17 protein-coding genes are annotated in these 14,886 nt (G+C 60.8%); 10 read left to right on the forward strand and 7 right to left on the reverse strand.

Going from position 1 to position 14,886, the window contains the following annotated elements; all coding sequences use genetic code 11:
• Positions 1-33 precede the first annotated feature (33 nt).
• Entirely contained in the window at positions 34-456 is a 423-nt protein-coding gene (locus ACFLEY_RS33010) for a hypothetical protein (protein ID WP_035679974.1), read from the forward strand.
• A 302-nt stretch (positions 457-758) separates the two neighbouring features.
• On the opposite strand, the gene ACFLEY_RS33015 is transcribed toward ACFLEY_RS33010, so the two are convergent.
• Positions 759-2,090, reverse strand: coding sequence for an integrase arm-type DNA-binding domain-containing protein (locus tag ACFLEY_RS33015; RefSeq protein WP_166352141.1), 1,332 nt, complete (start codon positions 2,088-2,090; stop codon positions 759-761).
• A 458-nt stretch (positions 2,091-2,548) separates the two neighbouring features.
• On the opposite strand from ACFLEY_RS33015, the gene ACFLEY_RS33020 reads away from it, so the two are divergent.
• Both ACFLEY_RS33020 and ACFLEY_RS33025 read left to right on the forward strand, forming a co-directional pair.
• On the forward strand, positions 2,549-2,698 hold the full coding sequence (locus tag ACFLEY_RS33020; protein WP_165448175.1) for a hypothetical protein: 150 nt from the start codon (positions 2,549-2,551) through the stop codon (positions 2,696-2,698).
• 96 nt (positions 2,699-2,794) lie between these two features.
• Positions 2,795-2,989, forward strand: a complete 195-nt coding sequence (locus ACFLEY_RS33025; RefSeq protein WP_028172834.1) for a hypothetical protein — start codon at positions 2,795-2,797, stop codon at positions 2,987-2,989.
• A 122-nt stretch (positions 2,990-3,111) separates the two neighbouring features.
• On the opposite strand, the gene ACFLEY_RS33030 is transcribed toward ACFLEY_RS33025, so the two are convergent.
• Both ACFLEY_RS33030 and ACFLEY_RS33035 read right to left on the reverse strand, forming a co-directional pair.
• Positions 3,112-3,789, reverse strand: coding sequence for a ParA family protein (locus ACFLEY_RS33030; RefSeq protein WP_027547672.1), 678 nt, complete (start codon positions 3,787-3,789; stop codon positions 3,112-3,114).
• A gap of 413 nt (positions 3,790-4,202) precedes the next feature.
• Positions 4,203-4,556 carry a hypothetical protein gene (locus tag ACFLEY_RS33035; protein WP_028172833.1) on the reverse strand — a complete coding sequence of 118 codons (354 nt, stop codon included), beginning with the start codon at positions 4,554-4,556 and terminating at the stop codon, positions 4,203-4,205.
• Positions 4,557-5,113: 557 nt separating this feature from the next.
• On the opposite strand from ACFLEY_RS33035, the gene ACFLEY_RS33040 reads away from it, so the two are divergent.
• A complete protein-coding gene (locus ACFLEY_RS33040; RefSeq protein WP_211434426.1) occupies positions 5,114-6,058 on the forward strand; it encodes an AEC family transporter in 945 nt (314 codons plus the stop codon).
• 128 nt (positions 6,059-6,186) lie between these two features.
• Here ACFLEY_RS33040 and tenA read toward each other — a convergent pair whose 3' ends face one another.
• Complete coding sequence (gene tenA, locus ACFLEY_RS33045) at positions 6,187-6,861, reverse strand: thiaminase II (protein ID WP_060910575.1); 675 nt, start codon at positions 6,859-6,861, stop codon at positions 6,187-6,189.
• A gap of 192 nt (positions 6,862-7,053) precedes the next feature.
• Between tenA and ACFLEY_RS33050 the strand changes: the two genes are divergently transcribed.
• On the forward strand, positions 7,054-7,338 hold the full coding sequence (locus ACFLEY_RS33050; RefSeq protein WP_060910574.1) for a hypothetical protein: 285 nt from the start codon (positions 7,054-7,056) through the stop codon (positions 7,336-7,338).
• A gap of 28 nt (positions 7,339-7,366) precedes the next feature.
• Here the strand turns inward: ACFLEY_RS33050 and ACFLEY_RS33055 are convergent, their stop codons facing one another.
• Positions 7,367-7,624: a hypothetical protein gene (locus tag ACFLEY_RS33055; protein ID WP_171901226.1), complete on the reverse strand. Its 258-nt coding sequence runs from the start codon at positions 7,622-7,624 to the stop codon at positions 7,367-7,369.
• A 190-nt stretch (positions 7,625-7,814) separates the two neighbouring features.
• On the opposite strand from ACFLEY_RS33055, the gene ACFLEY_RS33060 reads away from it, so the two are divergent.
• Positions 7,815-7,973, forward strand: a complete 159-nt coding sequence (locus ACFLEY_RS33060) for a hypothetical protein (RefSeq protein WP_122975533.1) — start codon at positions 7,815-7,817, stop codon at positions 7,971-7,973.
• Positions 7,974-9,040: 1,067 nt separating this feature from the next.
• Here ACFLEY_RS33060 and ACFLEY_RS33065 read toward each other — a convergent pair.
• Positions 9,041-10,170 (reverse strand): IS3-like element ISRj2 family transposase gene (locus ACFLEY_RS33065; RefSeq protein ID WP_396604987.1). Its coding sequence is split into 2 segments (ribosomal slippage): positions 9,041-9,915 and positions 9,915-10,170, totalling 1,131 coding nucleotides; the frame shifts between segments, so codons are not numbered across the junction.
• A gap of 72 nt (positions 10,171-10,242) precedes the next feature.
• Here ACFLEY_RS33065 and ACFLEY_RS33070 point away from each other — a divergent pair.
• The 3 genes from ACFLEY_RS33070 to ACFLEY_RS33080 all read left to right on the forward strand — a co-directional run bounded on the left by ACFLEY_RS33070 (position 10,243) and on the right by ACFLEY_RS33080 (position 12,169).
• Positions 10,243-10,599, forward strand: a complete 357-nt coding sequence (locus ACFLEY_RS33070) for a hypothetical protein (protein WP_060910573.1) — start codon at positions 10,243-10,245, stop codon at positions 10,597-10,599.
• A 28-nt stretch (positions 10,600-10,627) separates the two neighbouring features.
• Positions 10,628-11,287 (forward strand): glycoside hydrolase domain-containing protein, encoded by a 660-nt coding sequence (locus ACFLEY_RS33075; protein WP_396604305.1) that lies wholly within the window; start codon positions 10,628-10,630, stop codon positions 11,285-11,287.
• Between the two features lie 138 nt (positions 11,288-11,425).
• Complete coding sequence (locus ACFLEY_RS33080) at positions 11,426-12,169, forward strand: hypothetical protein (RefSeq protein ID WP_060910571.1); 744 nt, start codon at positions 11,426-11,428, stop codon at positions 12,167-12,169.
• A 97-nt stretch (positions 12,170-12,266) separates the two neighbouring features.
• Here the strand turns inward: ACFLEY_RS33080 and ACFLEY_RS33085 are convergent, their stop codons facing one another.
• A complete protein-coding gene (locus ACFLEY_RS33085; protein WP_060910570.1) occupies positions 12,267-13,748 on the reverse strand; it encodes a CHAT domain-containing protein in 1,482 nt (493 codons plus the stop codon).
• On the opposite strand from ACFLEY_RS33085, the gene ACFLEY_RS33090 reads away from it, so the two are divergent.
• Complete coding sequence (locus tag ACFLEY_RS33090; RefSeq protein WP_060910569.1) at positions 13,747-14,823, forward strand: IS630 family transposase; 1,077 nt, start codon at positions 13,747-13,749, stop codon at positions 14,821-14,823. The genes ACFLEY_RS33085 and ACFLEY_RS33090 overlap by 2 nt on opposite strands.
• The last annotated feature ends 63 nt before the right edge of the window (positions 14,824-14,886 follow it).

Consider the following 14,886-nt stretch of genomic DNA (forward strand, 5'->3'; position numbering starts at 1 on the left):
CGATCTATTCCAGGGCGCGTAGTAGTGAGGTTCATGGCACGAGATACAAAACAAGATGTGATCAAACGGCAACGGCAGCAGGCGATTGTCGCCGATATGGTTCTCACGATTGTCGCGGCGATGCAGCGCGTTTATCGCCGCAAGCATGTTGGGGCGAGCTGGGAAGAACTGCTCGTGTCGATGGTGGTGAGGCGGAACGATGAGGCGGGAAAGCCGCCATTATCGATTGCCGACATCGAGAAAATTCTGAGAGTTCCTCGTTCCAATGTTCAGCGTGCCGTCCGCGCACTGATCCGCGAGGGCGTCACCAGCAGGGTCGGTCGCGACTATCGCGCCAATCCCGACTTCTTCGCGGCCCGAGTTGACGCCGCATACATGACGAAAGTCCGCGAGGCGATCATCACCGCTGCCCGAGAGTTGGAAACCCTCGACGCAGCGCGCCCCGCGATTTTCTGATAACCGCCATGCATTTTGACGGTGACCAAAGCGGTCATCCGACGTATTGAGGTTGTGGCGGGAATTCGCACACGCGCCGACCTGATCGTGGTCAGGCGGCCACCCGCCTACTTGCCCGCCCTCGCACCATCCGCGGGGGCGGGTCTTTCATGAATTCCTCCACACCTTCTTCTTACACCACAATGGGCTTGGCCGACGGGTTGCGGCAGCTCGACGTGGCGCTCCGATCCATGCAATCTCCTGATCCGCGACGAATAGGGCCGCGCGAAGCGGCCCTATTTTTATGCAGTTTGTGCCAGCGGTCAGGCGGCCACCCGCAGTTTCGGGGCGCCGGTTGCGCGCAACGTATCGACCATATCCGCCCAAAACTGCATTAGCTCGATGCGCTCGGGCAAGCGATCGTCGCGATCGTAGATCGCCCGGGTCGATGCATCGAGGCGGTCCTGCTGCATCTCGACCAGTGCTTGCTCGAACCGGCGGCGCCCATTGATACGCTCGCGATTGAGCATGGTCGAGGCGCTCGATCGGACGCCGTGGGCGCAATGCTTGCCCTTGTACCCGAGCAAGTGCAGCGCGTCGTTGAGACTGCCCTCGGCGATCATGCCACTGCTGGCCGCCTTCTTCGCGGTCGCCTTGCGATCGGCGCCGGGGAATAGGTAGCGGCTCGATCCGGTGATCGTGCGCAATTCCCGCAAGAGCGCGACCGCCTGGCGGGAGAGCGGCACCAAGAAATCGTTCCGGTTGCCTTTCTTGGCGCGCTCGGTCCGCATCTTGAGCTTCGCGAACGGCACGATCCAGAAGCTGTGGTCCTTGCCGAAATGGAAGTGATCCCACTCCGCCGTCTCGATAGTGCCCGGGCGCACGAAGGTGAGCGCCAGCAACTGCAAGGCGTAGCGGATCAACTTCCGGCGCCGCGCTGACATCGAGGGAATGATGGTCCCGAAATCATCGATCTGGCGAATGAGGTCGCCGAAGTCATCGGGCTGGATGATCGCGGGCCGGTTCTTCGTCTGGTGCGGCGCGAAGCCGTCGCCCAGCTTGATCTCGGCAAATGGCGATTGCCGATCCTGCGGAAAGTGGTTGTGGACCCGGGCGAAGGAGATGACGTTGCGGGCGGTCGAGAGAAGGCGCCGCCGGGTTTCGTGATTGAAATGGTTGAGCAGCGGCAGGATGTGGCTCAATGCGACCTGATTGGTATTGACCGCGCCAAAGCCCGGGATGCTGTCGGCGCCTTCCTTGAGATAACGGACCATCAATTCGTCGCGCAGGTAGGTTTTCTTTGCGCTGCCCTCGCGGGTCTTGAGCCATCCGTCGGCGTCAGCGCCGAAAGGGCTTTCGGCGGCCTTCCTCTCGGCCTCGGCCCGGCGCTCCTGATCGCGATGGTCCTTCGGATCAATGCCGCGCTTGACCAGACGGGCGGCGTTGTCGCGTGCGGTCATCGCATCGGAGAGCGAGACCTCCGGGTAAGCGCCGATCGCGAGCGTCTTCCGCGTGCCGACCTTGTAGTCGTAGCGCCAGAGCTTCGATCCATTGGCCTTGATCAGCAGATAGAGATTACCGCCGACCGTGCGGCGATAATCCTCGGCGGCGGGTTTGAGATTGCGGACCTGTACGTCGGTGGTGATGGTTTTCATGATGCTTCCCGGTTTGGCTTTCGATTGCCAGCGCGGGTGCCGATACTGTAATCGGTACTGTAAATGGCCCCGGCTAGCGGCTTATGGCGGCGAACGGCCGTTGACGGGAACGTATCGAGAAAGGTTCGTGGTTCAATAGGTTACGGGGGCTTCCGAATAACAAAGGATGGCCGCGAATAGCCGCGAACAGCTAACCTTTTCCCCTTGTGGGAGAAGGTGGCGCGAAGCGCCGGATGAGGGGTTTCTCTCCGCGCGCAAACTGTCCGTGGGGAGGGAAACCCCTCACCCGTCTCGCCGCTTACGCGGCGAGCCACCCTCCCCCACAAGGGGGGCGGTAAGAGACCTCGTGGTTAACCGCGCCCCAATCGGCTTCGCATCCGCCGCATGGCGCATCCACGTCTCGTTTACGCTCTGGCGCCTATCGTTTTTCTCCAAAGCCTTCCAAAGGGGGAATGACCATGGGACGTCGCGCCCGGCCTACGGCCGCACAGCAATTCGCGCCCGCCGATCTTTTGCGGGGAATCCTGGTGGTTTCGTCGTTCGGGTTCTGGGCGGTGATGCTCGGCCTGATGCCGGTGCTGCTGTTTCGGGTCTGGCTCGTCGGCTGACGAGAACGCGCGCGGATGGTTAAACCCGCGTCACAAATGCGTTCAAAATGCGAGCGGCGCAGCAACCCGGAATTTTAAAACATCTCGCGTAGCGTGATGCCCATAAGCGAAGAAATCGCGGGGGCGTTTGTGAATAGTCAGAATGAAATGGCGTCGCATTACGACGCACGACAGAGCTTTACCACCGAGGAGAGCTTCACCACCGAGGACATTCTCTGGGCCGCCGGCATCTGGTCGGTGATCCTGACGCTGTCGCCGGTCATCGTGTTCTACATGCTGATGGTGGCGTAACGTTGATCTCGATATTCCGGGTCTGGCGCTTGCGCGTCATCCCGGAATGACAGAGTGAGGCCCAGAAACGCAAAACGCGCAGACATCCGCGCGTTTTTCGTCCGGGGAATGATTTGTGAAAATTATGCCGCCTGCTTGTGCATTGCGCCGGATGCCGACGCCGTGCCGCGAATGGCCTTGACCGAACGCTCGATCGCCGCCCACAGCCTTGCAATCTCCTGAGCCGCACGGCTCTCGGCCTGATACTCACGCGCGCCTTCGCCGTGGCTGAGCGCCATCAACAAATCCGAACGATTGGTGATCTGACCGCCCCACACCGGAGCACGGAATTTCGCCAGCGCTTCGCGGGCGATGGTGACGATCGGGCTTTCGGCTTCGTCGCGCTTGGCCGGAGCACCGTTGAGCACGACCGCGTAGGGCTTGCGCGCCGCGCGGCACATCTGAATGGTTTCCTGCACCGCGTTGACGTCGAACACGCCAGGCCGCGCCGGAATGACCACCATGGTTGCGTTCTTGATCGCGTCGTCGACGACGGCCGAGAGGTTCGGCGGGGTGTCGATCAACACCCATTCATAACCGTCGCGCTTGGCGGCGGAGACGATGCCGCTGACGGAGTTCACGGCCGATTTGATCGGCGGTTCGTTGGTGCCCCGCAGCTTGTGCCACAGCGTGAGCGACCCCTGCGGATCCGCGTCCACGAGCATGACCTGTTTGCTCGCCTTGATCTGCGCGGCGAGATGTGCGGCCAGGGTACTCTTGCCCGAGCCGCCTTTACGCGATGCAAAAACAATAACGTTCATACCTTCGGCCTCCAGATTGACCCCAGGCTCCGAAAATGAATCACCGCGCTGATTCGGGAAAGAAAAATTTACCGAGAGTTGCTCTGCAGCCACGAAATAACAAGACGTGTTGGCTTTTGAGTCACACTGCTGCGCGCGACAAGACACGAACAGCAATCAAGAGCCTGCGATGCGCGCAATCGTTGGTTTTTTTGAGCAGCGAGAAGGGGAAAGCCGGAATGCAACCTTGCCGCGCAAACCGTCTCGCGACTCTTTTCGATCACGTGTGGCGGTAATTTCCGCAAGCAGGCGCGCAGGGCGCGCGAACAAAAGGAGTCCGGTAGCTGTCGCGGAGCCTATGTCGTCAAGCGCGGAGCCGCGCTTCGCACGCTTGCCCGGGCCTGAGTTTCAGCGAAGGAACGCAGCGGCCGCGCTCAGCCTTCTTCGGATTTCTTCTTCCTGGCCACTTTCGGCGCCGGCTTGGTGCTCTTCTTCGCAGTCTTGGGCGCGATGTTGGTCGGCTTGCCGGCGCGGGCCTGGCCCGGCTCGGGTCCCTGGCGGAAGAACACCTTGCACTGCGGCGAGAGCTGCGCCTTCTTCTGGATCATGCAGGCGGTGATGGCGTCGACGTTCGGCACGAACTCGCCGCACAGCCGCATCGCATCCGGCGTGCAGGCCTGCTGCTCCTCCTGCGTGTAGGCGAAGCCGGCGCCGGGGTGGACCAGGACGGCCAGGGCAAGCCCCGACGCGGCAGCAAGAGCGGACTTCCTGAAGTGAAAAGCGGGCATCGATCCCCCCAAATGTCTGGTCGGGGCGGAGTGTGGGTGAACCGCCGTTCGTTGGCAACGAGGCCGGAGGCGAAACCCCTGATGTGTGCGCTCTCGGCAACAGGGCGGTGTGGCCATCAGCCGAACTAGCGGCGGCAAGCGGCCGGGGCGGATCTGCGGCGTCACACACAGGTGTCATCCCCCGCGAAAGCGGGGGATCCAGTACGCCGCGGCCCCTCGGGAAACTTCAGGCGTCTCTGGAATACTGGGTCACCCGCCCCAGTGCGCAATCGCGCACAAGGCGGGTGACGACAGTTGTGGGTGGGGCTGCTCCTCGGGAGCCTAACCCTTTGGCAAATCTGGCGAGATCGGTTTCCACCGCTGGCCCCGGGCCCCTCAAAACAAAAACCGCGAAAACAACCCCATGCACAGTAGCCGGGGCCTTGATATGCCCAGTGAAATCGCCTCTTGCGGATTTTACGAAGCGGTTTTGACTCGTCGGGCAAAACAGGGGCATGATGGCATCGTCGAGAGTGCGTGGGGTGGTCGGCTGATATCCCCGTGAGGAGAGGGGGCGCATGGCCACCGTGTTGATCGTCGCGCCGGTGTTTGCCCTGATCACATCAGGCTATGCCGCGGTGCTGTTTCGCTTCGTCACCGAGACCGCGCACAAGGGCATCTCCGAATTCGCCTTCAGCATCGCGATCCCCGCTTTGCTGTTCCGCACCATCGTCGTCTCGGAATTCCCCGACGTCAGCCCCTACCGGATGTGGGGCGCCTATTACGGCGCCCTCGCCGTCACCTGGATCGCGGCGCTGGCGCTCTCGGCGCTGCTGCGCGCGGGGCGCGAGGACCGCGAGGACGGCGTCGTGTTCGCGATCGGCTCGGTCTACGGCAACATCGTGATGCTCGGCATTCCCCTGACGCTCTCGGCGCTCGGCAACGAGGCGGCGGGGCCGATGGCGCTGATCCTGTCGGTGAACACGCCGCTGCTCTGGCTCTGCGGCATCCTGCAGATGGAGCTTGTCAGCCGCAAGCGGACCGGCTCGGCGCTTTCGGTGATCCAGCCCGTGCTCGCGGACCTCGCCCGCAACCCGCTGATGCTGGCGATCGGTTTTGGCGTGGTCTGGCGCTTCACCGGCCTCGGCCTCAATCCCGTCGTGGACAGGACCATCGAGCTGCTGGCGCAGGCGGGATCCCCGGCGGCGCTGATCGCGCTCGGCATCAACCTGTTCCGCTTCGAGGTGAAGGGCGAGATGTCGAGCGTCGTCGTGATGAGCGCGCTCAAGCTGCTGGCGATGCCGGCGGCCGCGTTCGTGCTGGCCAAGCTGCTCGGCCTGCCGCCGACCGCGGCCGGCGTGGTCGTGCTGTTCGCGGCAATGCCGACCGGCGCGAACGCGTACATCTTCGCGGTTCAGTATCAGCGGCTGGTGAACCCGGTGTCGGGGGCTGTGGCGCTGGGCACGCTGCTGGCGGCGGTGACGTTGCCGGTGGTGGTGATGGTGGTGGCGGGGGTGAGGTAGGTCGCGCCGACAGACGTGGTTTCCGTCAGGCTTTCAGGAATCGTGACGGAAGCTCGACCCGACAGATCGAGGAGCATCGTCATCGTAATTGTATAACCTTCAGGTTATGAGCCTCACTGCCGAAAGGGCTATTGAACAAGCTGGCCCGCGCGCCACGCCATCTCCCAGAAGTCTGCCTCGAGTCGGGTGGCTTCCTTGAAGATCGCAATCAGCTCTGCCTCGCGGGCCGGCGTGGCGTAGAGATCGGCGAGATGCTCCATGTGCGCCCGCGCCTTGGCAGCGACCTCCTGGTACGGCGCGCCGGCGTACTCGGCGATCCAGACGCGATAGGCGTTCGTCGCAGCGTCCGCATCGGGTCGCGAGGCGAGCCGTGTGGCGATCTCCGCGTACCCGATCACGCAGGGGGCAAGCGCCACCTTGAGTGCCAGCAGATCGCCGCGCATTCCCGCGTCGAGCACGTAGCGTGTATAGGCCAGCATCTCGGCCGCCGGAGGGGTCTGTTCAAGGTCTGTCGGGGACAGACCCCAATCGGCGCAGAGCTTCACATGCAGGTTCATCTCGACATCAAGGATGGCCGAAAGGCCGGCCGCGGCTTCACGCATGTCGGCAAGTCTGGGCGACTTGTAGACCGCGAGCGCGTAGGCGCGAGCAAACTCGATGAGGAACAGGTAGTCCTGAACGAGGTAGTGACGAAACGCCGCTTCGGGGAGCGAGCCGTCTGCCAATCCGTTCGTGAAGGGATGCTCGGTGTAGGCCCGCCACTCAACGGATGCTGCTGTCTTGAGACGCTCGAAGAAACTCACGATCTTTTTCGCCCGGCTTGCTTGTCCATGAACGTCCTTGGCTCGCTACCGATAGCGCATTGCGAACCGAGGAGCTACGGTGACCGCGGACAAAACTGGCTTTGAGCAGCGTTGCGGATGGGGCGCTCCCCGCGTCGAGAGTTTTGTGCACCGTCACCGTAGTGCGATCCGGCCGAGATTTCGCCGCTGCCGGTGCCGGAGAACATTTCGGACCGCCAGTTCTTCCAGCAACTCGCGCTATCGAACATCGTCACGACGGCCGAGGCGTTGGCAGCGGTCAAGACGGGCGACATCCCGGCGCCGCTAATGGCCATCGTGAGCGCGATGCCGGCCGATCAGCAATTCAACGCCGAGATGCTGCTCTCAGGCGCCACGGTGTTTCAGCGCAGCCATCCAATGACGGCGGCGATCGGAGCGGCTTATGGCTCGAGCGATGACCTGATCGACGCATTCTTTCGGGCCGCCGCGACGCTGTGACCGGAGAAGATTGACGGGGAGGAGGCTCCTAGGGGGCGCTCGGCGGCGTGCAGCATCCCGGCGCGCAATAGTTTTCGGGGCGTCCTTCGGCGCGGCCCTTCCAATAAATCGCGCTGCACTCGGCAATTCTGAGATTGACGTTCGACGAGTAGAGCTTTTCGCCGAGTTTGAGGCAGACGGCGAAGGCGAGCAGGCAAATCACGAAGAGTGTGGCAATGCGCCAGTCGTTATCGCTGTCGCCGGAATGATGCTGCTGTTTCTGGTCAATGCAATTTGACATCGGCAATGTTCTTCCAAAATCGTCAATGTTTTTCCAAATGCGAGAGAAAATTCTGACACCTAACCGCTGATTGTGTCAACCGGAGGCTGTGCGCGGTTTTGCAGTGCGTTAACAACTCCTGATCGGGCCTTATGCCCGGAGTCCAATGAAAGGCCGCCCCTATCGGGCGGCCTTTCGCATTCGAGAGGGGAAATCCATGTTTTCGAGGGATGTGCTCGACGCGCTGGTCGCGGCCGCAAATGCCAACGCCACGGTGTTTCAGCGCAGCCATCCAATGACGGCGGCAATCGGCGCCGCTTACGGCTGGAGCGATGCCCAGATCGACGCCTTCTTCCGGACCGCGGCGGCGCTGTGACCGGAATTACGGTGACACTGCACTAAACTGAAGTCGCCTGACGTCGTGCAGTTTCGTGCACTGTCACCGTAATTCCGGCTTGCTTGTCCATGAACGTCCTTGGCTCGCTACCGATAGCGCATCGCGAACGGCGGTGACCGCGGACAAAACTGGCTTTGAGCAGCGTTGCGGATGGGGCACTCCCCGCGTCGAGAGTCTTGTGCACTGTCACCGTAATGGCATGAAAGGCGCGGCCGATCTCCATACCCAGGTGCAAGAACCTCGGCTGGCCGACCTTCCCCAAGGGGCCGTTTTTCTTTGCGCATATCTGGCCACACGCAAAAAGCCGCCAAGGTCTCCCTCGACGGCTCGTGCCGTTGCATTTGAGTAAAGGTACTGCGTCGAGCGGTGCTCGAACGCAGCCCGTGCTTGCTCTTATTTGGACGCACACGACCTTCAATGAGGCCGGTGGGTGCGTTGCCACTGTGTCGGGCCAACGATCCCCGATCCTTATCACATGTGACTGGCGGCGACGCTCTTCAAGCCAGCACTGCTGTCCCGTTCGATGAAATGGCAAAAGCAGATTTTCCAATTAAGTCGCTGCGCTCCAGCCCGCTGCGCGGGAGCCAGAGGCGAGAGGTCGGTAGCCAGTTGAGAGGATATTGGTAGCAGTGGAGAGCCCCGTCCCTGAGAATCGAGGCGTAGTCAACCTCACTCAGGAAGGAGCTCGGCGCCAAGCTCACTGACCGGTGGCCGCCGGCAGCACTAAACCGAAGTCGCCTGATCTCGTGGAGTTAGTCGCTATGATGTAGTAGTCTGGGCGTCGAAGACGCTTGTTTTTTTGATACTTCCCGAATTCCGCCTTCAGTTGGGTTATCAGCCAACTCGCATCTCTAGCATCACCCTTCGGAACTTCTTTGCATTTCGCTTGGACAACAATACAGAGCTGGCCCCGGTTGTTTGGACAGCGCCCCGCTGGATTTAAGTGGATTCCTGCCGGGTTATGCTGAACGCGGGGCTTTACGGTTTTGTCGTTGCGTCGGGAGGGCGTAGCCCGACCAGAGCGACGACAAAACCGTCGGCGACGGTCATGCGGCCATCACCATAGCTTGCGTGCCGAAGTAAGCCTCGTCGGGCGTGCGCCCGTCAAGGCTCGAGTGAGGGCGTCCCTGATTGTAGAAGGCCAGATACTTGGCAATTGACGCTCGCGCCTCGGACACGCTGTCGTAGGCGCGGAGATAAACTTCTTCGTATTTGACCGTGCGCCAGAGCCGCTCGACAAACACGTTGTCGCGCCAGGCGCCCTTGCCGTCCATGCTGATGGCGATCTTCGCGTCCAGCAGCACATCGGTGAACTCGAGGCTGGTGAACTGGCTGCCCTGATCCGTGTTGAAAATCTCGGGCCTGCCGTGCTTCGCCAACGCCTCCTGGACCGCTTCGACGCAGAAGGCCGCCTCCATTGTGATCGAGACGCGATGGGCCAGGACCCGTCGGCTGAACACATCGACGACCGCCGCGAGATAGACGAAGCCACGCCGCATCGGAATGTAGGTGATGTCCATTGCCCACGCATGGTCGGGCCGCTCGATCTTCAATCCGCGCAACAGGTACGGGTAGATCTTGTGACCCGGAGCCGGCTTGCTCGTGTTCGGGCGACGATAGACCGCCTCGATCCGCATGCGCTTCATCAGCGTCGCGATGTGGCGGCGACCGGCGTATACGCCCTCCCGCCGCAGCAACGATCGCAGCATACGCGCTCCCGCGAAGGGATAATCGAGATGCAGCTCATCGAGCCGACGCATCAAGGCAAGGTCCTCGGCCGAAACTGGCCGAGGTTCATAGTAGACCGTGCTGCGAGCCAGCTTCAGGACCTTCGCCTGGCGCACGATAGAAAGATCATGACCGCGGTCGATCATCGCTTTGCGCTCAGCAGGCCCGCCTTGGTGAGCGCGCCGGACAAACAATCGTTTTCCAATGCCAGCTCGCCGATCTTGGCATGTAACGCCTTCAAATCGACCGGCGTCTCGGCCGATGTCTTGTCATGCCCAAACACGCCGGCGGCGCCTTCCAGGAGCTGGTTTTTCCAGATCGTGATCTGGTTCGGATGAACATCAAACAGTTGCGCCAGCTCCGCCAGTGTCTTGTCGCCTTTGACCGCAGCCAAAGCAACCTTCGCCTTGAATGCCGGAGAATGCGTCCGGCGGCTCTTCTTCGTCATCTTCGCTCCTGATTCGCAGCAAGAATCCTCGCCGCTGTCAGGCAGAAAATCCACTCAAGCTACTGTCCGAATTTGCGGGGCCAGCTCTCTCTTTATGTCGACTGGAAGGATGGCGAGTTCGTCTCGCCGAGCGAGCGGATTACGGACGAAATGCTCGCGCAGATCATCGAGAGAAATCAGGCCTTTCTCGGATACGCTCAAAATGGTCTGAGCATGCTCAAGCGCTTGGATAAGTCGCCCGAAGACTTGCAGGGCTTGGTCGTTGACTTCATCGATTCGGCAAAGAAATTGCGGGGGGAAATGCCCGACGATCCGGTTACTGCCGGCAATCAGCTTGTCCGACAATTCATGGATGCGGGACTGAAGAAGCTTGCGCCGAAGACGGATGACCGCCGCGCGAAGCGAGGTTCAGACCAGACCCGAGGATGAATCTTGGTGGGGAACGGGGGGAAGCACAATGTTGGTCATCGATACGAATACGAGTTACAGGGGATTTGGCCCCTGGCTGAAGAGCCAAGGTGTTACGGCTGTTGGCCGCTATTACGGCGCCACAACCAACAGCAAGGATCTGCTCGATGCACAGGAAGCGATAGAGCTTTGCAGGAACGGCATGCAAATCTTCGTGGTATTCGAGGACGCTTCACGTCCTAACCTAAACCTGACCGCCGATCAGGGAACTGCTGACGCTAAGATTGCGCTAAAGATGGCGGGTGACATTGGTCAGCCACCGGGTTCAGCTATCTATTTTTCGGTCGAGGGAGACTACGGCCAAGGCGATGTGTCTGACATCGAAAACTATTGGTCCGGCATTACGGCAAAAATTGCCGGCAGGTATGCGCTCGCCGTTTACGGCAGCGGCTTCGTATGCAGTACGTTGCTAAGCAAGCACGCTTGCAAATATACTTGGGTCGCCGCAGCCTCGACCGGCTGGAATGGGACTTGCAACTATTTCGGCGGCAAGACGCCGATGTGGCACCTGGCTCAGGTGCCGCCTCTCGATATGAACTGGACAGACCAGGCGACGGGCAAAACGCTGAGCGTCGACATCGATCTGACCAATCCGCCCCGACATAACGGCGATTTCGGCGGATTCGTCGTTCCGCTTCCAGTTTTCTGACCGAACGGGCGGCACGATGTCTTATACGGTAGAGGAATTGATAGAGGTCGGACGGCCGATAGCCATGACCGCGCTGGTCGAGGCCGCGGCCGAACGGCATCCAATCACCTATAGCAGATCACTGAGCGTATTGAGCCCGTGCTTCGCACCACCGTGGCCCACGAACATATTGGCAATGTGGTCGGAAGCATGATGTTCGCGATTCAGGATGTTGAGCCTGACGCGCCACTCCTCAATCTTCTCTGCGTAAATGGCACGACCAAGCTTCCAGGCACGGGCGCGCACGACTTTCTCAAAGCGTACAATCCGGACATCAACTACAAGCGCCTAAAGAACGCTCGAAAGCGCTCAGTATTGCGACCGTTCGTGGATGAGGTCTACGAGTTCAAGGGCTGGCCAAAGTTGGCAAAGCGGGTCTTCGGCATCACGCTGCCGAAAATCGAGCCGTCCGAGCCCGTGGAGGCAGACGGAAAGGCTCAGCGTCTGGGCCTAGCCCGCGGCGGTCCACCGGAAAGCGAGGAGCATATCCGTCTCAAGGAATATGTGTGCAATAACCCGCTCTTGGTTGGTGCGCCAAAGGGCTGCAAGAAAGGCTGGCCCGAAAAGCAATTGCGAAGTCTCGATGAAATCGATGTCTGGTTCATGAGCCCAGGTAAGGAGTTGGCCGTCGAGGTCAAGTCACGCCGGTCAAACGACTTTGACCTTCAACGTGGCATCTATCAGTGCGTTAAGTATCGCACTGTGCTAGAGGCTCAAAACAAAGCCGACAGGATCACGTCCAAAGTGAGAGCCTGTCTCGTGTCCGAACGGAAACTGCCGGACGACCTTGCGCGCTTGGCCGATCTGCTCGACATTGATGTGCGTGTTCTCCGTCCGCGCTAGCCATTGCTCTGAAGCGGGCGAAGAAATAAAATAGTTCGCTTTTTGCCTCATCGTGGGGCCCGCCCCCGCCCCTCATGACCAGCCCGATGTTCGGAACCTACTGTTCGGGAATCTTGACAGTCCCGTCTCCGATCACGACGAACGGAGCCCATTGTTCGGGCGTGTATCTGTTCTTGCGGAGCTCGCTCATCGAAGCGGTCAAGGCAGCCGCCACGGACAGATGATCGCGATTCATCAGCGTCAATGCCTGTTCGAGAAGCTTCTCGGTCGCGCTCGGTTCGGCATCCCAATAGGACAGTATGAGAGCCTTGGCTCCGGCGGTGGCGAACGCTAGTCCGAGGCCGGAAAGTCCCTCTTCGAGAGAGTCGGGAGCAGCTCCTGCGGTGTGACAGGCGGCGATTATTGCCAGCGACACGCCGTCTAGATCCATGTCCGCGATGTCTGCGGTCGTAAAAAGACCGCTGTCTTTCGGATCGGATGGATCCGGCGTCAATACAATGGCCGGCAGCTTGGAGAGCTTGTCGCCGCCGACCAATCCATGGGTAGCCAACACCAGTACCGCCGCCTTACTCAAATCGGCTTTGCGAAAGGTCTGGACCGTCGCGTTGATGCCGGTTTGAGGAGCGGCGCCGCCGAACATGGCAAACGTTGCCTGGAGAAGGGCTGCCGATCCATAGGCCTTGCCCAAACAGTTCACGAGTTGCCGTGGTTCGCTCGCGTCCGGCTTCGGACATCCGCTATCGTCAAGCATCGGATCGCCGAAGCCGGACGACGAGCGCGAGGGTTGCTTGTCCGCGACGGCGGGATTGCGCAATGCGGCCAGCATCGACAGGGAGGAGAGCGTCGACGTCGCGGACAAGTCGCCTAGAAGCGTGCTTCCGATCGGTAGCAGGTGTGCAGGAAGGCGTTGCAGGTCTCCGTCGGCTACCAGGAATATGTGGTCGGTTCCTTCGAAGAGTCCTTTTAGATCTTCGAGCCCAAGTACGGTCCCGAGCCGATCCGTCGCTGCGCGAAAATCCCCCTGCCTCCGCGCATCGATCACCGACGTGACGGCCGCCGCGATATCGCCCCGGGATGCGGTCTTCGATAGAGCCGAGGCCGTGATGACGTTCGCGCCGCGGCGGGCGGCGATGAATACGACCGAGAAATCGCTACCCACCCGGAAGGCGATCATTGCTTCGCGGTCACGCAGAATATCCGGCAAGTCCTCCATCGACACTTTGAGCCTTCCGGTGGCGAACTTCAGCCTTACGTCCGACTGGATCGTACGTTCGCTTTCAGCCATTGCGGCTCGTGCCCTGTTCAGGCGCTCCACAGACGAATCCAGGTTCGGCCGCCTTGATTTGACTGCGTCATCGAAGGCAGATCGCGCTGCGCAGAGTTCGGCGAGAGACTGCTGGAGACGCCGTATCGTTTCTTCGTTGGTTCGCCGAAGCATGCCGCGCTCGATGGCCACTCCGACCCGGTCGAGTTCTCTCTCTCGAACGAGATCGAAGATGTCGCGGTCTATCTTTCGGAACTCCTCTTCGCTTGCTCCTCCCTGCTTCCGTAGCGCCTGCCGCTTGAGGATGGCGAACATGCCGCGACTTTCGCGGATCTTGGCTACCAATTGCCGATTCGGCGCGACGCCGGCGCGGCAACCCGACGATTCCTCAGCCAGCCAGGCACCTAGGCAGCGCGATTTGAAGCGGGCGCGGATAGTTCTGTTGGCGGCGGATGGGCGCAGCACCCGGTCGATCGCCAAGGAAGTTGGGGTCCAGCCGCGGATTGTCAGCCTTTGGCGGCATCGCTATGCCGACCATGGCCTTGAAGGGCTGCAAGACAAGCCGCGGCCTGGCAAGCAGCCGATCTATACGAAGACGACCGACAAGCGGATTCTGAAGCTGCTGGATAAGCCGCCACCGCAAGGGTTTGCGCGCTGGACCGGCCCCCTGCTGGCCGAGGCGCTGGGCGATGTCGATGTCCAATATGTCTGGCGGTTCCTGCGCAGCCACAAGATTGACCTGGTGGCTCGCAAGTCCTGGTGCGAGAGCAACGACCCGAACTTTACGGCCAAAGCCGCCGATGTTGTCGGCCTCTATGTCGCGCCGCCGGCGAAGGCCATTGTGCTGTGCGTGGACGAGAAGCCCTCGATCCAGGCTTTGGAGCGAGCGCAGGGTTATCTGAAGTTGCCCAATGGCCGCGCCTTGACCGGCCAAAGCCACGATTACAAGCGGCATGGCACCACAACATTGTTTGCGGCGCTCGAAGTCGCCACCGGAAAGATCATCGCGACCCATTCAAAACGCCGGCGCCGCGTCGAGTTTCTCGATTTCATGAACAGCGTCACCGCGGCTTTTCCGAACCGCAAGCTTCACGTCATCCTCGACAACCTCAACACCCATAAAAAGAACGAGGACTGGCTCAAGGCCCACCCCAACGTGCAATTTCATTTCACGCCGACAAGTGCGTCATGGCTCAATCAGGTCGAAGTATGGTTTTCCATCTTGCAGGGGCAGTCGCTCAGCGGCACCTCCTTCACGAGCCTCAAGCAGCTTCAGGAACACATCGATGCCTACGTCAACGCATACAACGACAGAGCCGAGCCCTTCGTCTGGACCAAGAAAAAGGTCCGTCAACGCCGTTTCAAAGGCCGCCGTATCACTCAGCTCTGATTCCGGGTACTAGCGCACGGTCGGCTGCCCGCGCTCCTTCCAACGCGGCGTCGAGATCGCCCG

It is taken from the genome of Bradyrhizobium sp. YCK136 (assembly GCF_044570075.1).
In the GTDB taxonomy this organism is placed as follows: domain Bacteria; phylum Pseudomonadota; class Alphaproteobacteria; order Rhizobiales; family Xanthobacteraceae; genus Bradyrhizobium; species Bradyrhizobium diazoefficiens.

Excerpts from the sequence above, each read along its gene's own strand:
- ACFLEY_RS33090 (WP_060910569.1), top strand. The coding sequence starts at position 13,747 with ATGCCGCGACTTTCGCGGATCTTGGCTACCAATTGCCGATTCGGCGCG.
- ACFLEY_RS33025 (WP_028172834.1), top strand. The coding sequence starts at position 2,795 with ATGCCCATAAGCGAAGAAATCGCGGGGGCGTTTGTGAATAGTCAGAAT.
- ACFLEY_RS33085 (WP_060910570.1), bottom strand. The coding sequence starts at position 13,748 with ATGTTCGCCATCCTCAAGCGGCAGGCGCTACGGAAGCAGGGAGGAGCA.
- ACFLEY_RS33015 (WP_166352141.1), bottom strand. The coding sequence starts at position 2,090 with ATGAAAACCATCACCACCGACGTACAGGTCCGCAATCTCAAACCCGCC.
- ACFLEY_RS33040 (WP_211434426.1), top strand. The coding sequence starts at position 5,114 with ATGGCCACCGTGTTGATCGTCGCGCCGGTGTTTGCCCTGATCACATCA.
- ACFLEY_RS33010 (WP_035679974.1), top strand. The coding sequence starts at position 34 with ATGGCACGAGATACAAAACAAGATGTGATCAAACGGCAACGGCAGCAG.
- ACFLEY_RS33075 (WP_396604305.1), top strand. The coding sequence starts at position 10,628 with ATGTTGGTCATCGATACGAATACGAGTTACAGGGGATTTGGCCCCTGG.
- ACFLEY_RS33060 (WP_122975533.1), top strand. The coding sequence starts at position 7,815 with ATGTTTTCGAGGGATGTGCTCGACGCGCTGGTCGCGGCCGCAAATGCC.
- ACFLEY_RS33035 (WP_028172833.1), bottom strand. The coding sequence starts at position 4,556 with ATGCCCGCTTTTCACTTCAGGAAGTCCGCTCTTGCTGCCGCGTCGGGG.
- ACFLEY_RS33030 (WP_027547672.1), bottom strand. The coding sequence starts at position 3,789 with ATGAACGTTATTGTTTTTGCATCGCGTAAAGGCGGCTCGGGCAAGAGT.
- ACFLEY_RS33020 (WP_165448175.1), top strand. The coding sequence starts at position 2,549 with ATGGGACGTCGCGCCCGGCCTACGGCCGCACAGCAATTCGCGCCCGCC.